Below are 18,613 nucleotides of genomic sequence, written 5' to 3' on the forward strand. Positions count from 1 at the left end.
TCAGTCCTCCGGGAGAAGTTCGGGGTCGGGGCAGAGCGCACGCAGCCGCGCGAGCACGGCACGGCGGGAATGGACGAGGGCCTGCGCCCCGTCGTACAGCCGGGAATGGACGATCACCATCTCGCCGAGCGCCTCGATCTCGAAGGCCAGTTGGGCCGGATCGGCGTCGTCGACGAGTTCGCCGAGCGTCACGGCCTCCGCGACCATGCCGCGGATGAGCCCCTGCCACTCGCGCATGGACCGCGAGAGGCGGTCGCGGACGGCGCCGGGACGGTCGTCGAACTCGGCCTGGACGGCGAAGAAGAAGCATCCGCCGGGCAGCACACCGTCGCGGTAGAAGGTGAGCCGCGCCTCGTGCAGCGCGAACAGGCGGCGTACGCCGGCGGGGGCGCGCATAGCGGGCCCAACCACCTGCTCGGTCCACTGCCGGACGGCCCATTCCACGGCGTCGAGCTGCAGGTGCTCCTTGTCGGGCCAGTGCGCGAAAAGCCCGGATTTGCTGACCCCGGTCGCCGTCGCGAGCCGCCCGAGGGAGAGCCCGTCGAGCCCTTCGACGGAGGACAGCTCCACCGCCTGCCGCAGGATCGTCTCGCGGCTGCGCAGTCCGCGTAGCCGCCGGCCGTCGTGTGTCACCCCCGCACAATATACGACCGACCGATCGGTCGTCTATTCTGCCGCCTCCAGCAGGCGGCCCAGCTCGGCCGGGCCGGCGTTGCCGCCCGTGCAGACGACGGCGACCTTCCGCCCGGCGAACTCCTCCCGCCTGGCTAGCAGCCCCGCGAGGGCGGCCGCTCCCGCGCCCTCGGCCAGGGTGTGGGCCTCGGCGAGCAGGAGGCGCTGTGCCCGCAGGATGTCGTCATCGTCCACCAGCACGAAACCGGCCAGCCTCTCCCGCATCACCGCCTGCGGCGTCGCGAACGCCGAGCCGGTCGCGAGCCCCTCCACCACGGTCTTGACCGGCCGGGTCACGAGCTCCCCCAGCCGCCAGGAGTCGTACGCGGCCGGGGCTTGGGCCGACTGAACGGCGATCACCTGGCAGCCCGGCGCGAGCGCGGCGGCGGCGAGGCACGCGGCGGCGGCCCCGCTGCCGCTACCCACGGGCACGAACACCGCCTCCAGGTCCGGCCGGGCGGTGAACATCTCGACATAAAGCGTGCCCACCCCGGCCAGGATGTCCGGCTCGTCGGCCGGGCTGATCAGCCTGCGTCCGGTGCGCTCCGCGAGGTCGCGCGCGTGCCCGGCGGCCTCCACCATCGTCGCGCCCCGGACCTCGACGGCCGCCCCCAGCGCCTGGACCGCCGCGACCTTGGCCGGGTTCGGGTTCTCCGGCATGAGGACCGCGCACGGCACGCCGTACAGGCGGCAGGCGTACGCGACGGACTGGGCGTGGTTGCCGGTCGAGTACGCGACGACCCCGCGGGCCCTGTCGTTCATTCGGGCCAGCAGCGTGATGCCGCCGCGGACCTTGAACGCCCCCGTGGGCTGGACGTTCTCGTGTTTGACGTGCACCTCGGCGCCCACGGCCCGGTCGAGCACGGGATAGGACCACATGGGGGTCTCGGGCAGGTGGGGGGCGATGAGCCGCCGGGCGTCCAGGATGTCGCGGATGTCGCGGATGTTCGTCATGGCCCCAGCCTGGCCCGGTGCCGGACAATAGGTCCAACTGAACTTCTGAGGCGAATCCATAGACGGGATCGATGAATGCCGCTCGACGTCGTACGGCTGCGGGTGCTGGTGGCTGTGGCCAGGACCGGCACGGTGACCGCGGCGGCGCGGGAACTGCACTACTCGCAGCCGTCGGTGAGCCACCACCTCGCCCGCCTGGAGGCGGAGACCGGCGCGCGACTGGTGCAGCGGGTGGGCCGCGGCATCCGCCTCACCGAGGCGGGCCACCTGCTCGCCGAGCGGGGCGCGGAGATCCTCGGCCGCCTCGACGCGGCGTCCGAGGAGCTGTCCGCGCACGTCGGGCTGCGGGCCGGGCGCGTGCGGCTGGCCGCGTTCCCTTCCGCCCTCGGCACGTTCATCCCGGCCGCCGCCGCGCGGCTCGCCCGGGACCACCCCGGGCTGGATCTGCGGCTGATGGAGGCCGAGCCGCCCGAGGCGCTGCGGCTGCTGCGGGCGGGTGGGGCCGACGTCGCCGTGATCTTCCGGTACGGCGAGAGCGGCCCTGAGGACGACGGTGTCCGGCTGGTCCACCTGCTCGACGACCCCAGCCTCCTCGTCACCTCCGCCGCGCACGACGGCGCGGCGGACCTGGCGGCGTACGCGGACGAGGCGTGGATCGCGGGCTGCGAGCGGTGCCGGGCCCACCTGCTCGCGCTGTGCGCCGAGGCGGGTTTCGAGCCGCGGATCTCGTTCACCACCGACGACTACGTGGCCGTGCAGGCGATGGTCGCGGCAGGGCTGGGCGTGACGGTCCTCCCCCGGCTGGCGCTGTCGGCCCACCGGCATCCGGACATGCGGGTGTCCGAGCTGTCCGGCCCGCCCCGCCGCGTCTACGCGGCCACGTACGGCGAGCCGCCCGACCCGCCTGCCACCGCGGCCCTGATCGCCGCGCTCCTGTCCCGGAAAGACGCGTGACAGGTCCGCGGACGCGGGCCGATGTCCCGCACCACTACCACGGTGAACCGGTCGATCGCCCGACCCGCCATGAAGGAGACGCCGACGCATGACCACGCCACCATCGCCGCCCGGGCCGGAGCGGACCGGCGGATCCTCCGTGCGGATCGGCGTTCTCGCGCCGTTGACCCGGCCCGGCTGGGTCGAGGCGGGCCGGCACCTGCTCGCCGGGATGGAACTGGCCGCCGGCGACGTCAACGACGCCGGCGGGATCGCGGGAAGTCCGCTGGAGCTGGTGGTCCGGGACACGGCGGCCGATCCGCACCGGGCCACGGCGGCCGTGGACGAACTGGCCCACCTGGGCGTGGCCGCCCTTGCGGGGGAGTATCACAGCGTCGTCGCCCGTGCCGCCGCCGCCAGGGCCGACGCCCTCGGCCTGCCGTTCCTCTGCTCGTCGGCGGTTCTCGACGCGCTCACCGAGCGGCCGGCGAAATGGGTCGCGCGCCTGGCCCCTGCGCAGTCCCACGGCTGGCGGATCTACGCGGACTTCCTCCTCGGCGCGGGCCACAGCCGGATCGCCGTGGCCGCCGACCAGAGTGTCTACTGGGCGTCCGGCACCCGCATCCTGCGCGACCACCTCGCTCCACGCGGCGGCACCGTCGTCGAACTCGACGTGCGCGCGCTCACCCCCACCGCCGTGTGCGACGAACTCGCCGCCAGTGGCGCTACGGCCCTCCTTCTTCTGGCCGGCCACCCGGAGCCGGCCGTGCCGATCGTCAGGTCGGTCCGCCGCGACCGGCGCCTGACCGAGATCATGATCGGCGCCCCGGCCGGGCAGCCGGAGTTCGCCGAATGGGCGAGGTCGCTGGGCGGCGACGGCGCCGGGGTCCCGTTCCTGCGTTACCTGCCCGAGCGTCTTGGCCCACTCGGCGCGCGAGTCGAGACGGCCCTGCGCGAGCGGCTGGCCCAAGCGCCCTCCTTCGTCGCCTTCGAGGGCTACGACACGATCGCCGTCCTCGCCGGCGTGCTGCGCTCCGGCGGCATGGACCGGGCGCGCGTCGCCGCGTCCTGGCCACATGTGGCGGTCGAGGGCACCCGCGGGCTGATCCGGTTCTCCCGCGTGCCGGGTATCGGCGTGTGGCAATGGGCGTGGCCGCCGGTCCAGGTCGCCGACAGGGATCCGGCGGACCCCGCTCGCTTCCGCGTCCTGGCCTGAACAGGCGCCGCACCGCAAAGGTGCGACCGATCTCTTTCCGCGCTACTTCTGACGACGGTCAGCTCGGGCTCGGCGCGGGCGACGGTGTCGCGGCGTCGTTGTCCACCTCCCGGACGTTCCACAGGGCGACGCCGCTGCCCGGGAGCTGGCTGATCCGGGACATGAACGTGGCGGTGCCGTCCTCCGCGTCGCCGTCCTCCTCCGCGAAGACGGTGAGGGGCTGCCAGGTGGCCCACTCGTCGGCGGGGAAGAGCAGCCGTGGGCCGATGGACAGGTCGGAATCGCCCAGCAGCCGCTCGCTGTCGACCGTCACCCATCCGTACGACGGGCGCTGGCTGAGCCGCACGTAGATGACGGCCGAGCCGCCCTCGGGCACGGCGATGGACTCGGGCGAGACGACGACGCTCGGCGTGGCGCTCGGGCTCGGCGAAGGAACGGGAGTGGGGGCCGGGCTGGGCTGCGGGCCGGCCACGCACGGCACGCCGTTGACGGCGAAGTTCGTCGGCGGCGGGTTGCTCCCGCTCCAGGTGCCGTTGAATCCGACGGTGGCCGACGCGCCGGGCGAGATCGAGCCGGCCGGGACCGAGGCGGCGACCAGGTTGCCGGTCTGCGCCCACTGCGCCGACCAGCCGTACGAGAGCCGCTGCGAGCCGGGGAAGGTGAACGTCAGCGTCCAGCCCGCGATGTGGTCGCCGGTGTTGGCGACGTCCACACTGGCCGTGAAGCCGCCTCCGCCCACTCCCCACTGCGAGGTCACGTACGTGACCCGGCAGGAGACGGCGGCGCCGGCCGTGCCCGGGACGAGCCCGGCCGTGGTGGCCGCCGTGGCCAGTACGGCCGCGAGGACTGCCGAGCGACGTAACCGGCCGTGGGGGAATCGCATCGGCACCTCCGTGGTGAGCTGACCACACCGTCCGGCCGGCTGCCGCTGATCGCCGGCGATGCTCCCAGCGTCGGTTCTCCCTCGCCCGCTGTACAGGAATTCCGGCGGGCGGCCGTCGCCGGTACGTGGCCGGGCACGGGCCGGCCCGTGCCTTCCCACCTCGGGGAACACCGGCGCACGGTGGCCGGGGGCGGAAGGCCGCCGCGCCCGCGGACCGGTGAAAGATTCAGAAAGAACGGCCCCCCGGGGCCGCTTCCTCATGCGCCGGGGTGGCAGGCGCCCGAGCGTCAGCCGGCTTGGCGCAGGCCGCCGGCAGGCGGGCCCTCGGCGCAGGCGGCGGCCAGTTCGTCCAGCGACAGCCCCAGCGCGGCGGCGAGTGCGGCGACGGTGAAGAAGGCCGGGGTCGGGGCGCGGCCGGTCTCGATCTTGCGCAGTGTCTCGGCCGACAGCCCGGCCGCCGCCGCGACCTCGACCATGCTGCGCTCGCCGCGCGCCTGCCGGAGCAGGGCGCCGAACTTCTCCCCCCGCAGCCGCTCCTCGGGGGTCAGGGGCACTCTCACCATGACCGTGATACTAATACCGGTATTGTTATTGGCGCCACTCGGAAGGGCCATGTCATGGTGGAGATCAAGACCGACGCCGCGCTGGACGCGATGCGGGAGTCGGGCCGTGTGGTCGCCCGCGTCCTCGACGCCGTACGGAAGACCGCGGCCATCGGGGTGCGGCTCACGGACCTGGACGAGACGGCGCGGGCGGTGCTGCGCGAGGCCGGGGCGAGCTCGCCGTTCCTCGGCTACCGGCCGCGGTTCGCGCCGACACCGTTTCCCGCCGTGATCTGCGCGTCCGTCAACGACGCGATCGTGCACGGCATCCCGACGGACTACCGGCTGCGTGACGGTGACGTCGTCGGCGTCGACTGCGGCGCGGAACTCGACGGCTGGACGGCCGATGCCGCCGTCACGTTCATCGTGGGCGCCCCGCGCCCCGAGGACCTGGCGCTCGTCGACACCACGCGCCGGGCCCTGGACGCCGGGATCGCCGCCGCCACCGTGGGCAACCGCATCGGGGACATCTCGGCGGCGATCGGCGCGGTCGCCGAGGAGGCCGGGTACGGCATGCCCAGGGACTTCGGCGGCCACGGCATCGGACGTCGCATGCACGAGGACCCGTCGGTGCCCAACCACGGCAGGCCAGGCCGGGGCTACCCCCTGCGGCACGGCCTCGCACTGGCCATCGAGCCGATGTTCATCGCCGGAGGCCGGGACGGTTACCGCACGGCGGGCGACGGCTGGACGCTGCACACCGTGGACGGCAGCAGGGCCGCGCACATGGAGCACACGATCGCGGTCACCGAGGACGGCCCACGCGTGCTGACCATGCTCTGACCGGATTCCGGCCGGACCACCGGCCCGAAATAGGAGTGCCCGGGCAGGCACGGTGTCCGTAACATCGGAGCCATGCCGACGCTGACAACACTCGCCCTGTTCGCCGCCGCCACGCTGGCGCTGCTCGTGGTCCCGGGACCCGCCGTGCTCTACATCGTCACCCGCAGCGTCGCCCAGGGCCGTTCCGCGGGGCTGGTCTCGGTGCTCGGCGTCCACGCCGGCTCTCTGGTGCACATCGCCGCCGCGGCGTTCGGCATCACCGCGCTGCTCGCCGCCTCGGCAACGGCGTTCGCCGTCGTGAAGTACCTCGGCGCGGCCTACCTCGTCTACCTGGGGATCCGCAAGCTCGTGCGGCGGACGGAGGCGGAGGACGCGGCGGTCACGACGGCTTCCAACCCCCGGCTGTTCACCGAAGGGCTGGTGGTCAACGTGCTGAACCCGAAGACCGCCATGTTCTTCCTGGCGTTCCTGCCGCAGTTCGTCGATCCGGCGCGCGGCCCGGTGGCGCCGCAGGTGCTCGTGCTCGGGGCCGTGTGGGTCGCGCTCGGCATGGCCAGCGACGGCACGTACGCGCTGCTGGCGTCGGTGCTCGCCGGCCGGTTGCGCTCCTCGGCCCGCGCCCGGCGGCGGCTCGACCGGGGCAGTGGCGTCGCCTACCTGGGTCTCGGCGCGGTGGCCGCCCTGGCCACCGAGGGCGCCAGGAAGCTCTGACCACCACCCAGGACATTCGTACTGCCGCGATCGGGATTTCGGGATCTGCCCGGCTCCTCCGGTTTCCGGGACGCTTGACGCGTGCGTAGAGACGACCAGGAGGAGCCGATGACGCAGACCCTGACCACGCCGCCGCAAGCGGTGCGGCCTCGGCGGAACAACCTCAGCACGTCGCTCACGCCGCTGGCGCTGGACGTCGCCGCGCCACTGGTCTGCTACTACGTCCTGCACGGCGCGTTCGGCGTGGGCGAGGTCGCCGCGCTGACCGCGAGCGCCGTGATCCCGGCCGTACGGGTGGCCTGGGGGGTCGTCCGCGACCGGACCTTGAACGGGCTGGCCGGGCTGACGCTGGCGGTCAACGCGGCCGGTGTCGCGCTGAGCTTCGTCACCGGCGACGGCCGCATGATGATCGCCAAGGACTCCGGTCTCAGCGGCGTGCTGAGCCTGGTGATCATGCTGTCGGCGTTCACCCGGCAGCCGGTGATGACGGCGGGCATGCGCCCGTTCATCACCAGGGGGAACGCGGCGAGGGAGGCCGCGTGGGACCGGCTCGCGGAGCGGTCCCCCCGGTTCCGCCGGGCCGTACGGAACTTCAGCGGCATCTGGGGCGGGGTGCTGCTCGCCGAGTGCGTGGCCCGGCTGGTCGGCGCGTTCACGCTGCCGGTGTCCACCATGGTCTGGCTGTCCAACGTGATGCTGATCGCCGCGATCATGCTGGGGCTCGTGCTCGCGGGGGCGTTCGCCTCCGGACCGATCATGGCGATGGTCAGGGCCGAGGCCGCGCGCTAGCGCGGACCGTCCGGGCCGATCAGGGGCGGGCCTGGACCATGGCGTGGGTGCCGCCGGTACGCCAGCCCCGGGAGTGGCCGGCCGCGTCCAGCTCCGCCAGCGTGCGCTCCGGCACGCCGACGAGCGCGTCCGACTTCAGCGTGCGCAGCGCGACGACAGGCCCGGGGAAGTAGCCGGTGACCGTCGCGAACGGTGTGGTCGCCGGCCATGTCCGGTCGCCGACGAGCCGCCGGTAGTTGAGATCGCCCTTCAGGACGGTCAGCGAGGCCGCCGCGAACTCCTCCCCCAGGTCGTCCGGCATGTCCGAGTAGGGCAGCGGGGCGCAGGCGAAGGGATGCGCCCGCAGCCTGAGACGCCCCTCCTCCATCGCGGCCCACAGGCGCGCGCCGGCCTCCCCCGCCCGGCCGGGCGCCGCGGCGAGCCGCCGCAGGCACGCCAGCACGTCGGCCGGGGTGGCGTCGGACACGAAGTAGGGGACGGGCTTGACGTGGAGGACGACCTCGCCCGCGAGCCCGCGGGCGAGCAGATGGTCGACGAGCACCAGGTCGGGCAGGAGTTCGCGGCCCGCGTTGTCGGCGACCAGGCAGATCCTGCCCGGTGCGGCGGCCTCGATGAGCGACCACAGCAGCGGGGAGTCGTCCACCACCAGGTCCGCCGCCCTCTCGCGGTCTCCGTCGAGGGTGACGCCGAAGGACAGGTCGGCGCGGTTGCCCCAGAGCGAGCCGAGCAGCAGCGCCTCGGCCCGATCGGCCGGGGAGAGCGTCTCCGTCTCGTCGAGCGCCGCCAGTTCCCCGTCCACGACCGGGCCGTCGAGTTCGGCCTGCTTCATGGGGCCGAACGGATCGACCCCGCGCCACGGGCCGTCGCCGAAGTATCCGGTCGCTTCGAGCAGCTTGCGGTAGAAGTAGCTCTCGGCCCACAGGAACGGCACGTCGACGTAGCGTCCGCCGATCTTGCCGCGTCCCCACTCGGCCCATTCGGCGCCGTCGTGCGCCGACGGCTCAAGCGGCGCCATGACGTCGCGTACGACCTCGTCGAGCAGCCGGTCGAGCGCGCGTCGCCGGTCCGGGTCGTACGGCAGAGCCTCCGCGACCTGGCGGACGAGGACCGGATGCCGCTCCCTGAAGACGCTCAGGGCGTACGAGCCGGGGACGTTCCCCATGATCGGCGGTGGGATGGGCGGGGCGTCCTCCACCGTCTCGTCGCGGGCGCCATTCATCCCCGCCATCCTCCCTCGGCTCGCGGAACGACACCGCCAGTAAACCGCAGCGGCCGAGCGACCGGGGGCGGCGGGGGCGCGAAGGACCGATACCGAACGTGTCGGGTGACCCTGGCCCGCATGCCTACTGACACATGATGGCGCCGAAGCGAACTGAAACGCGTTCTAATTGTTTCGTTCCCATGGATTCCTACCAGCGGGTAACCCGATCGACGGAGGCGCGACCGGAGGCCTGACAAGAACGCGTTTCATTGGGGATGAACCGCCCGTCGGGCGACCCATCCAGAACCGTTACAGTCAAATTTCATGACAATACGGGATTGCAGCCATACCACGGGAGTCGTACCTTCCCCCTATGGATCTGGAGATCCGCCATCTGAGAATCGTTCACGCGGTCGCCGAAGCCGGAAGCGTCACGAAAGCGGCCACCCGGCTCGGCCTCGCCCAACCGTCGCTCACCGCCCAACTCAAGCGCATCGAGCGCTCACTCGGAGGCCCTCTGTTCGAACGCGACCGCAACGGCGCCCGTCCCACTCCTCTCGGTGAAATGGTGCTGTCCCGCGCCCGGGTGCTGCTGCCCGCCGTACGGGACCTTCAGGAGGACGCGGTGCGGTTCGCCAACACCTCGGTCAAACTGCCCGGCTATCGCATCGGCGCGACGAACGGGCCCATACTCGGCGGGCTGGTGGAGCGCCTGACCGCCGACCAGCCCGGCGTCCCGGTCACCACCCGCACATCGTGGTCGGCCAGTGAGCTGACCGCGCTCGCCGTGGCGGGCCGGCTCGACTTCGTCCTGCTCGGAACGTGCGGCGACAGCCCGCCTCCCCCGGCCGAGGCGATGAACTGGACCGCGGTCGGCACCGACCCGGTCTTCGTGCTGCTGTCGGAGGACCACCCACTGGCCGGGGAACGCGAGCTCGAGCTGTCCAGCCTCGCCGACGAGCGCTGGACCGCCGCCCCCGGCGACGGCTGTTTCGCCGACTGCTTCGCCGCCGCCTGCTCCAGGGCCGGATTCGTCCCCGAGTCCATCTACGAGACCGACGTGGGCACCTGCCTGCACCTGGTGGGGGTGGGCAAGACGGTCGCCCTGTGCCAGGCGACCTTCCGGCTCACCGCCGGGCTGGTCATGATGCCGCTGGCCGGCGCGCCGCTGCGCTGGCGGCACCTGCTCGGCTGGCACGCCGACTCGATGGGGGCGCGGGCCGCCGCGCCCATCGTCGCCGCACACGCCAGGGCCGCGTACGCCGACGCGGTCCGCCGCAGCGCCCGCTACGCGGACTGGCTCGTCACCAACCCCGACTACGGCACCGTCCCCTGACATGGCGGCGGGCGCGCCCAGGTCCGCCGTCTTGAATCCGGCTTAAATGTTCCGGCCATGCCTAATGGCCGGCGTACGTCGCGGCACCTCTCATTTCCGCGCTTCCGCGCGCCCGCAGGTTCTCGCGCGGTTATTTCCGGGCCAGCGAATCCCCAGAGGAGGGCGGTTCCATAACTCGGCGATAGGGGCTAATTGATAGATCCATAGAGCGGCGCAGGTCGGTTACGTTGACGGCACCCCCCAAAGACAAGGAGAGCCACACATGCTCCACAGACGCACCGTACTCGCCGGATGCGCTCTGGCCGTCACGGCCCTCGCCACTGTCGCCACCCCCGCCATGGCCGAGCCGAACAACTCTCCCGCCTCCTCCGCCGTCAAGCCTCCGCCCGCGATGGTGGACGCCATGCAGCGCGACCTCGGGCTCACCCCCGCCCAGATCGACGCCCGCCTGGCGAACGAGGCGAAGGCGATGGCCACCGAGGCCAAGGTGCGCGCCGCCATCGGGGACGCCTACGCCGGATCCTGGGTCACCGGCACCACCGCCGAGAGCTTCATCGTCGCCACCGCCGACGCGTCCAAGGCCGGCGCGATCCTGTCCGCGGGCGCGCAGCCGAAGATCGTCGGCCGGAGCCTCTCCGCGCTCGAGTCCGCAGGGGCCGCGCTGGACCGGGCCGCCGCCAGCGCGCCCGCCTCCACGACCGTCTGGTACGTCGACGTGCTCAGCAACAGCGTCGTCGTGCTGTCCTCCAACACCGCCGAGGCCGAGGCGTTCGTGGCCGCGAGCGGCGCCGACAAGTCGGCCGTACGCGTCGAGCGGTCCGACGAGCAGCCGCAGACCTACTACGACGTGCGCGGCGGCGACGCCTACTACATCAACAGCTCGGCCCGCTGCTCGATCGGCTTCTCCGTACGCAAGGGCACCACGAACGGCTTCGTCAGCGCCGGCCACTGCGGCCGTGCGGGCAACAGCACGACCGGCTACAACCGGGTCGCCCAGGGTACCTTCCAGGGCTCCTCGTTCCCCGGCAACGACTACTCCTGGATCTCGGTCAACAGCAACTGGACGCCCAGGGGCTGGGTCAACAACTACAGCGGCGGCAACGTGGCCGTGAAGGGCTCGACCGCGGCGACCGTCGGTTCGTCGATCTGCCGGTCCGGTTCGACCACCGGCTGGCGCTGCGGCACCGTCCAGCAGCTCAACGCCAGCGTCCGCTACTCCCAGGGCACGGTGAGCGGCCTGACCCGGACCAACGTCTGCGCCGAGCCCGGTGACTCCGGCGGTTCGTTCATCTCGGGCAGTCAGGCCCAGGGCATGACGTCCGGCGGCTCGGGCAACTGCTCCTCCGGCGGCACCACCTACTTCCAGCCCGTCAACGAGGCCCTCTCGGCGTACGGCCTCACCCTCGTCACCGGCTAACCCCCACCCACCACCGTGATCTTGTAGTTTGTCGCAGTCATGGGCCCTGACCAGCACCATCACGGCCCGTGATCTTGCACAAAACCACAGCCTGGCCGCACGACCAGCAACGACGCCCTCCGTGATCATGCAATTGCTAGATCACGGAGGGCGTTTTCGCAGGTGGAGCACACAACGGGCGGCCCGACTGCAAGATTACGAAAGGGAACGCCGCAGGTCAGAGACTTCTGTGCGACAAACTACAAGATCACGGCCGGGGTGGGGGGTGGGGTTAGCGGGGGAGGCGGCGCCATAGGGGGCGGGGAAGCAGCCGCATGACGGCGAACGCCGGCCGCAGCCGAGCGGGGACCCACACGGTCCCCTTTCTTGTGTCCAGGGCCGCCACGACCGCGTCCGCGACCTCGGCCGCCGTCACCGACATCGGGGCCGGGGTCATCCCCCGCGTCATCCGGCCGATCACGAAACCCGGGCGGACGACCACCACGCGGGCCCCGGAGCCGTGCAGCGCGTCGCCCAGTCCCTGGGCGAAGCCATCCAGCCCGGCCTTGGCCGAGCCGTACACGAAGTTGGCCTTCCGCACCCGCACCCCGGCCACCGACGACAGCACGACGAGCGTCCCGTGGCCCTGTTCGCGCAGCCGCCGGGCGGCGGCCAGCCCGACCGAGACATGCCCCCCGAAGTTGACCGCGACGTCGCGGGCGGCGGCCACCGGGTCGGCGTCGTAGACCGCCTGGCTGCCGAGCACGCCGAACGCCGGGATCACCACGTCGAGGTCTCCGACCCGGGCGACGGCCTCCTCGATCAGGGCCGTGTGCGTCTCGGGGCGGGCGGCGTCGAAGTCCAGCACGTGGACCTCGGCGCCGAGCCGTTCCACGTCCTCCACCGGCACGACGGCGCCGCGGGCGGCGAGCACGACCCGGCGGGCGCCACGCCTGACCAGCCGTTCCACGATCGCGAGACCGATCTCGCTGCGCCCGCCGAGCAGCAGGACGGTGTCGACCGAGCCCAGCGCGTTCCTCATCGGCACTCCTTCAGCACAGGCGCAGCCTACGGGCGAGATCGGAGACGAAGACACCGTCGGGGTCGGCCCGGCGCCGGATCTCCCGCCACTCCGGCAGCCGTGGGTACGTCGCGGCCGCCGTGGCGGCGGACATGCGGGAGTCCTTGGCCAGGTAGACGCGCCCCCCGGCGCCGGCGACCCATTCGTCGAACTCGGTCAGCATCGCGGCCAGGCCGCTCCGCCCGGCCGGGATGTCCAGGGCCAGCGTCCATCCCGGCATCGGGAACGACAGCATGCCGGGCGTCCCCTCCCCGAACCGCTTCAGCACCGCCAGGAACGAGACGACTCCATCACCGGACAGCCGCTCGACCACCCGGCGCAGCGTGTCCACCGCTTCGAACGGCACCACGAACTGGTACTGCACGAAGCCGCGCGGGCCGTACATCCGGTTCCAGCCGTCCACGCCGTCGAGCGGGTGGAAGAACGGCGCGATGCCCTGGACGATCCGGCGCGGCGCGGCGGGAGCCTTGCCGAACCAGGCGGCGTTGAAGGCCCGTACGGTGGCCCGGTTGAGCAGGCCGCCCGGCACCCGCGGCGGGGCGGCCAGCAGGGGCCGCGGCGCGAAGGCGAGCGGGTCGCGGCGCGCGCGGGCGGGCAGGTCGCCGGGCGCGGCGTGGTCGCCGCGGGTGAGCACGCCCCGGCCCATCCGCCCGCCCCGCGCGAGCAGGTCGATCCACGCGACCGTGTAGCGGTGACCGGCGTCGGAGGCGGTCATGGTGTCCAGGGTCTCGTCGAGGTCGCGGGTGCGTTCGACGTCGACCCGCATCCACGCGGTCTCGACCGGCACGCACTGGAACGTCGCCTCGGTGATCACCCCGGTCAGTCCCATGCCGCCCACGGTGGCCCAGAACAGGTCGTCGCGGGGGCCGAGCGCGCGTGTGCTCCCGTCGGCGGTGAGCAGGCGCAGCGAGCGCAGGTGGGCGCCGAGTGAGGAGTCCACGTGGTGGTTCTTGCCGTGCACGTCGGCCGCGACGGCCCCGCCGACCGTGACGTACCGGGTGCCCGGGGTCACCGGTACGAACCACCCGCGCGGGACGAGCGCGGTCATGAGGTCGTGCAGGCTCGTCCCCGCCGACGCGGTGACGAGCCCTCCGGGTTCGAGGCGCCACCACGGCTCCAGGGCCGTGCAGTCGAGCACGAGCCCGCCCGCGTTCTGCGCGGCGTCGCCGTACGCGCGGCCGAGGCCGCGGGCGACGACCCCACGGCCCCCCGCCTTCGCCACGAGCGCGGCGGCCTCCTCGGCGGTGCGCGGGCGGGCCACGGTCGCGCGCGTGGGCGCCGTGCGCCCCCATCCCGTCAGCAGAGTCATGCGAGTTGGATACCGCACGCGAGGAACACCAGCATCAGCGCGAGGAAGACCTGCAGCGGCCGGTCGCGCAGCACCAGTTCCTCGGGCTCCTCCCCCACGCCGCGGTCGACCAGCAGCGCGTGCCGCAGCACGACCAGCACGAACGGCACGATGCTGAGCGCGCAGAACACCCTGGCCGGCCCGGTGTGCTCCTGGAACGCCCACAGGCAGTAGGTGACGATCATGGCCCCCGACGCCATGACGCGCACCTGGGCGAGGTAGGTCGCGGTGTACGCCGCCAGCGTGGCGCGTGCGGCCGGGCCGTCCCCGGGCAGGGCGCGGAGTTCGGCCTCGCGTTTGCCCGCGACCAGCAGCAGCGAGCCGAGCGAGACGACGACCAGAAACCAGCTCGTCACCGGCACGGCGACGGCGACCGCCCCCGCGTACGCGCGCGCGACGTGGCAGCCGGCCACCGCGACCAGGTCCACCACGGGCTGGTCCCTGAGCCAGAGGGTGTAGGCGGTGGTGAGCGCGAGATAGGCGGCGACGACGGCGGCGAGCGGCCATCCGCCCGCGAGCCCGGCGAGCAGGCCGGCCGCCAGCAGTGCCGCGCCCACGGTCCGCGCGAGCCGTACGGACACGGTCCCGGCGGCGACCGGGCGCAGCCGCTTGCGGGGGTGGCGGCGGTCGGCGGCCACGTCGGCCGCGTCGTTGAGGAGATAGGAGCCGCTGGCGGCGAGGCAGAAGGCGGCGAACGCGACGAGCGAGCCGCGCAGGCCCGCCCCGGTGGTCAGCACCCCCGCGGCGGCGGGGGCGGCGAGGACGAGCGCGTTCTTGAGCCACTGCCGGGGCCGGCAGGCCCGCACCAGCCCCGCCGCGCGGGCGCGCAGGGAGAGCGTGCCCGCCGCGGGCACGGCGACCGGCGGGCACGCCTCCGGCGGGCGCAGGGCGGTCTCCCGCTTCACGGACAGGTCCGATTCCGGGTCAGTCCACGCGGCGGGGCCGCGACAGCAGCAGCCACGCCCCGACGACGGTGAGCGCGAGCCCGAGGATGAGCGCCACCAGCGGGAGCGTCGTCTTGATCAGCGTGATCTGGGCCATGTTGTCGCGGGCCGTCCGCACCATGTCGCTGACGGTCTCCGGCGTGAACGTCGCGGTGGCGACGAGGGCGGGCAGGCGCTCGACGCCGTCGGACGTCCTCAGCATCTCGTTGCGCCGCTGCTCCTGCTTGACCGCCACGCCCGTGTTGGGCTCCACCCAGAACGTGATGGTGCCGTCGTAGACGCGCTCGACCTCGACGTCTCCTGTGCCCTTCATGCCGAGAACCGAGGCGGGCGCGCTGAGCGTGTCGGTGACGGTCGGGGGGATCTTCTGGGTGAACTTGTACACCGGAAGCCCGTTGACCGTGTCCTCACCGGCGAAGACCGCGTCGTGCGCCTCGCGGACGTCGGCGTTGAACACCGGGTAGGTCTTCTTCTCGACGCCGAAGGGGAACAGGAAGATCTGGCCGCGCAACCGCACGGGCTGCGCTCCGTCCCCGCTGTCTACGCTGGCGCCGCAGCAGGTGACGCCCTGGCCGTTGTACTTGTTGAACGCGCTGCGGAACTGCGTCATCGAGATCCGCGGGTTGGCGTTGGTGACGTCGCTCGCGGCGGTGAACTGGTCCCACACCACGTGGTCGTCCTTGGACTCCTTCACGTCGCCGCGTACGGTGACCGTGATGTTGAGGTCGCCGGTGAGGACCTTCAGGTCGCGCATGCTGAAGTAGCGCGCACCGGGGGCGGTGAACTTCAAGACGCTGTACTGGTTCGCCGGCGCCTGCACGAGCTTGTCCGCCACCTGGAACCGCAGCAGTGGCGCGAAGGCGACGAGGAACGCCCCCATCGCCACCAGAACAACTCCCACTCCGCGGCGCATGGCTCCTCCTGGGGGGCAGGCCAGTCAGTTCCTAGCAATTCTGAAACAGGTTCCTGTTTTCGCTGTATGTTAGACGGGGCGATGACCGACGTCACGAGGGATATGAAAAAGTGACCGAAACAGGTTCTAGCTCGTCGGTGACTCGTGACATGTTACCCACCGGTTCTCGACCCGTTCGTGATCCTGTCGTGCCCACCGGTCACGTCGGCGCCCTCGACGGCGTGCGGGCGCTCGCCGCCGTCGCCGTCCTCGTCTACCACGTCGCGATCGAGTCGGCGGCGGGGCTGCGCGATGACTTCTTCAGCAGCCTGCTCGCCCGCGGCGACGTCGCCGTCCCCGTCTTCTTCGCGTTGTCCGGGTTGCTCCTCTACCGGCCGTACGCGCGTGCCGCGCTGCTCGGCGGGCGTCCCCCGGCCACCCGCGGCTACCTGATCAAGCGCGCCCTGCGCATCCTCCCGGCGTACTGGCTGGTCGTGGTCGTCGCGATGGCCCTGTGGTCCCGGCCGCACCTCGGCGACGTCACGACGTGGCTGCGACTGCTGCTGCTCGCCCAGACCTACGAGATCGACCCCTGGTGGTACGGCCTCGGGCCGCGCGGGCTCGGCCAGATGTGGAGCCTGTGCGTCGAGGCCGCCTTCTACGTGCTGCTGCCGCTGGTCGCCGCCGTGCTCGCGGCGTACGCGCGGCGCGCGGGCCCCGGCCTCGACGCCCGCGCGCGGCGACTGCTGGCCGGCCTCGCGGTGCTCGCCGCCTCGTCGTTCGCGTGGGCGCTGCTCACCTACTATCCGGTCTACCGGCCCTATCTGAACGCCTGGCTCCCCCGGGCCTGGGTGTTCTTCGCGGTCGGCATGGCGCTGGCCGTCGTGTCCGAGTGGGCGCGGGAGGAAAGCGATCCCGACGGCCCCGCGCGCCGGTTCGTCCGGGCGGTGGGCGCGTCCGCGGGTTCTTTCCTGCTCGTCGCCGCACTCGCGTACGCCGTGGCGGCCTCGCCGCTGACCGGCGCGCGCTTCGCCGGCGTCGACGGCGTCTGGGCCGACCTGTCCGAACTGGTCCTGTACGCCATCGTGGCGGCCGGGCTGGTGACCCCGGCCGCGCTGTCTCCGGCCGGGGGGTCGCCGTACGGCCGCTTCCTGGGCAGCCGGGTGATGCGCTTCCTCGGCCGGGTGTCGTACGGCCTGTTCCTGTGGCAGTTCGTGGCCCTCTATCTCTGGTACGACTTCACCGAGCAGCAGCCGTGGAGCGGCAACTTCGCCGGCAACCTGGTCGCGGTCGGCGCGCTCACACTGCTGCTCGCCACGCTCACCCACCGGTATGTCGAGGAGCCGGCGAGGCGCCTGGCGACCTCGGCGCGGAAACGGAAGGCGAAGCAGCCGGAGCACCAGACGGAGCACCAGGAGACCCCGACGGAGACGGCTCCGCTGTAGGAGTGGCCGCGCCCGGCACGGGATCGCCGTAGGCGAAGCCCTTGAGGCAGACCGCCTGCGGGTCGTCCAGCCGGATCAGCAGCCCCTTGCCGACGGCCGTCACCGGGAACCGCACCAGCGCGCCGCCGGAGCCGGTGGCGTTGAACCGCAGCTCACCCCGCCGGCCGCTCATCTCGTAGCCGCCGGTGCCCGCGCGCTCGGCGGTGTAGGCCAGCCCCGCGATCGGCCCGGGCCCGCCGAAGGACACGACGTCGGGGAAGAAGATCGCGTCGCCGAGCAGCGGGAGGCACGGGCGGCCCTCCGGCGGCAGCACCCCCATCGACGCCTTGACCTCGACCGGCGCGAGGCCGCCCCTGTCGTCGAAGACGAGCGCGTGCTCCGACGGCTCCGGCACCCGCATCCGGGCGCGGAGCGCGGGCCTGGCCAGCGGGGCCAGCAGGTGGTGGCTGAGCCTGCGGTCGCCGTTCCAGGGGAGCACGATGTCCTCGGGCAGCGGGCTGGAGTAGATCACCGCCGTGTCCGGCACCCGGGTGAGCGAGGCGCGTACGGCCTCCAGGTATGCCCGCACCCGGTCGCCCGACAGGGTGTCGCGGTAGCTCTGGATCGAGGCGACCGACATCGCGAGGTAGCCGCCCGTGAGGAGTGCGGCCGCCGCCGTCAGCCCTCGCCCGGCGGGAACGGGCCGCCGGTACGGCTCCCGCTCGTCCCGCAGGGGCAGCAGCGCGAGCGCCAGGCAGACCGCCAGCACGATCGCCGCGTCGGCGACGTACCGGGTCTCGGACCCGACCACCTGGGCGAGGCCGGTGCCCCGCGCGATCGCCGTGGGCACGCCGTCCGCGGCGACGAGGTAGCCCGCCAGGATCAGCCAGGCGCGCGCGGCCCGCCGCCGCCACAGGAGGGTGAGGGCGATCAGGGCGGCGAGCACGGCCCATCCCGCGGCCACCAGCGTCGGGGCCGGGTCGGCGAGCCCGCCGTTGGGCAGCACCGGGCCCCATGACAGCGGCCCGCCGGCCACCCCGGCGGGGAAGACCTCGCCGAGCAGGCGGCCCAGCAGTTCAGCCGCGTCGCCCGGCGCGGGGACGGCCGCGCCCTCGCCGGGCGCGGTGCCACGGCGGGCCAGGTACAGCGCCGCGTAACCGCCCATGAGCAGCGCGTACGCCCCCCACGGCCGCCAGTGGGCACGCAGCTCGCGCAGCATGACCGCTACCCACGACCCCGCCGACGGCCGCAGGTGCGACGTGGTGAGCGCGAACAGCAGGAACGGGACGAAGACCCCCTTCGTGCTGAACGCCATGCCGGCGAGTACCCACAGGAAGGCCCGGCGGGCATGCGCCGCCCCGCCCTCCCTGACGTGCCGCACCTGGGCGGCGAGCGCCATGACCATGGCGAGCTGGAGCGGCACCGCGTTGACGGCGGCCGACCACCAG

17 protein-coding genes are annotated in these 18,613 nt (G+C 73.0%); 8 read left to right on the forward strand and 9 right to left on the reverse strand.

What is annotated here, in order from left to right; genetic code table 11:
• On the reverse strand, positions 1–633 hold the full coding sequence (locus HHX31_RS29120; protein WP_169952176.1) for a TetR/AcrR family transcriptional regulator: 633 nt from the start codon (positions 631–633) through the stop codon (positions 1–3).
• A gap of 33 nt (positions 634–666) precedes the next feature.
• The gene (locus tag HHX31_RS29125) at positions 667–1,626 is read right to left on the reverse strand and encodes a threonine/serine dehydratase (RefSeq protein ID WP_169952178.1); all 960 of its coding nucleotides are present in this window, start codon (positions 1,624–1,626) and stop codon (positions 667–669) included.
• Between the two features lie 75 nt (positions 1,627–1,701).
• On the opposite strand from HHX31_RS29125, the gene HHX31_RS29130 reads away from it, so the two are divergent.
• Together HHX31_RS29130 and HHX31_RS29135 are read left to right on the forward strand one after the other, a co-directional pair.
• Positions 1,702–2,580 (forward strand): LysR family transcriptional regulator, encoded by an 879-nt coding sequence (locus HHX31_RS29130; RefSeq protein WP_169952180.1) that lies wholly within the window; start codon positions 1,702–1,704, stop codon positions 2,578–2,580.
• Between the two features lie 88 nt (positions 2,581–2,668).
• On the forward strand, positions 2,669–3,775 hold the full coding sequence (locus HHX31_RS29135) for an ABC transporter substrate-binding protein (RefSeq protein ID WP_169952182.1): 1,107 nt from the start codon (positions 2,669–2,671) through the stop codon (positions 3,773–3,775).
• Positions 3,776–3,833: 58 nt separating this feature from the next.
• Here the strand turns inward: HHX31_RS29135 and HHX31_RS29140 are convergent, their stop codons facing one another.
• Entirely contained in the window at positions 3,834–4,658 is an 825-nt protein-coding gene (locus tag HHX31_RS29140) for a cellulose binding domain-containing protein (RefSeq protein WP_169952183.1), read from the reverse strand.
• A 287-nt stretch (positions 4,659–4,945) separates the two neighbouring features.
• Positions 4,946–5,221, reverse strand: a complete 276-nt coding sequence (locus tag HHX31_RS29145; protein WP_169952185.1) for a helix-turn-helix domain-containing protein — start codon at positions 5,219–5,221, stop codon at positions 4,946–4,948.
• Positions 5,222–5,275: 54 nt separating this feature from the next.
• Between HHX31_RS29145 and map the strand changes: the two genes are divergently transcribed.
• The 3 genes from map (at position 5,276) to HHX31_RS29160 (ending at position 7,543) form a co-directional block, all read left to right on the forward strand.
• Positions 5,276–6,043 carry a type I methionyl aminopeptidase gene (map, locus tag HHX31_RS29150; RefSeq protein WP_169952187.1) on the forward strand — a complete coding sequence of 256 codons (768 nt, stop codon included), beginning with the start codon at positions 5,276–5,278 and terminating at the stop codon, positions 6,041–6,043.
• Between the two features lie 72 nt (positions 6,044–6,115).
• Complete coding sequence (locus HHX31_RS29155; RefSeq protein ID WP_169952189.1) at positions 6,116–6,754, forward strand: LysE family translocator; 639 nt, start codon at positions 6,116–6,118, stop codon at positions 6,752–6,754.
• A gap of 108 nt (positions 6,755–6,862) precedes the next feature.
• The gene (locus HHX31_RS29160; RefSeq protein WP_211590480.1) at positions 6,863–7,543 is read left to right on the forward strand and encodes a VC0807 family protein; all 681 of its coding nucleotides are present in this window, start codon (positions 6,863–6,865) and stop codon (positions 7,541–7,543) included.
• Between the two features lie 19 nt (positions 7,544–7,562).
• Here HHX31_RS29160 and HHX31_RS29165 read toward each other — a convergent pair whose 3' ends face one another.
• Positions 7,563–8,762 (reverse strand): damage-control phosphatase ARMT1 family protein, encoded by a 1,200-nt coding sequence (locus HHX31_RS29165; protein ID WP_169952191.1) that lies wholly within the window; start codon positions 8,760–8,762, stop codon positions 7,563–7,565.
• A gap of 355 nt (positions 8,763–9,117) precedes the next feature.
• On the opposite strand from HHX31_RS29165, the gene HHX31_RS29170 reads away from it, so the two are divergent.
• Both HHX31_RS29170 and HHX31_RS29175 read left to right on the forward strand, forming a co-directional pair.
• A complete protein-coding gene (locus HHX31_RS29170) occupies positions 9,118–10,080 on the forward strand; it encodes a LysR family transcriptional regulator (RefSeq protein ID WP_169952193.1) in 963 nt (320 codons plus the stop codon).
• 262 nt (positions 10,081–10,342) lie between these two features.
• Positions 10,343–11,497, forward strand: coding sequence for a S1 family peptidase (locus tag HHX31_RS29175; RefSeq protein WP_169952195.1), 1,155 nt, complete (start codon positions 10,343–10,345; stop codon positions 11,495–11,497).
• 271 nt (positions 11,498–11,768) lie between these two features.
• On the opposite strand, the gene HHX31_RS29180 is transcribed toward HHX31_RS29175, so the two are convergent.
• The 4 genes from HHX31_RS29180 to HHX31_RS29195 all read right to left on the reverse strand — a co-directional run bounded on the left by HHX31_RS29180 (position 11,769) and on the right by HHX31_RS29195 (position 15,750).
• Entirely contained in the window at positions 11,769–12,518 is a 750-nt protein-coding gene (locus HHX31_RS29180; RefSeq protein WP_169952197.1) for a decaprenylphospho-beta-D-erythro-pentofuranosid-2-ulose 2-reductase, read from the reverse strand.
• A gap of 10 nt (positions 12,519–12,528) precedes the next feature.
• Positions 12,529–13,866 (reverse strand): FAD-binding oxidoreductase, encoded by a 1,338-nt coding sequence (locus HHX31_RS29185; RefSeq protein WP_169952199.1) that lies wholly within the window; start codon positions 13,864–13,866, stop codon positions 12,529–12,531.
• Positions 13,863–14,759, reverse strand: a complete 897-nt coding sequence (locus HHX31_RS29190) for a decaprenyl-phosphate phosphoribosyltransferase (RefSeq protein WP_169952280.1) — start codon at positions 14,757–14,759, stop codon at positions 13,863–13,865. Before HHX31_RS29190 ends, HHX31_RS29185 begins: the two co-directional genes overlap by 4 nt.
• 70 nt (positions 14,760–14,829) lie before the next feature.
• On the reverse strand, positions 14,830–15,750 hold the full coding sequence (locus HHX31_RS29195) for a DUF3068 domain-containing protein (RefSeq protein ID WP_311932287.1): 921 nt from the start codon (positions 15,748–15,750) through the stop codon (positions 14,830–14,832).
• A gap of 200 nt (positions 15,751–15,950) precedes the next feature.
• On the opposite strand from HHX31_RS29195, the gene HHX31_RS29200 reads away from it, so the two are divergent.
• A complete protein-coding gene (locus HHX31_RS29200) occupies positions 15,951–17,186 on the forward strand; it encodes an acyltransferase (protein WP_311932288.1) in 1,236 nt (411 codons plus the stop codon).
• The last annotated feature ends 1,427 nt before the right edge of the window (positions 17,187–18,613 follow it).

The sequence above is a fragment of the Microbispora sp. H11081 genome (genome assembly GCF_012999535.1).
Lineage (GTDB): Bacteria > Actinomycetota > Actinomycetes > Streptosporangiales > Streptosporangiaceae > Microbispora.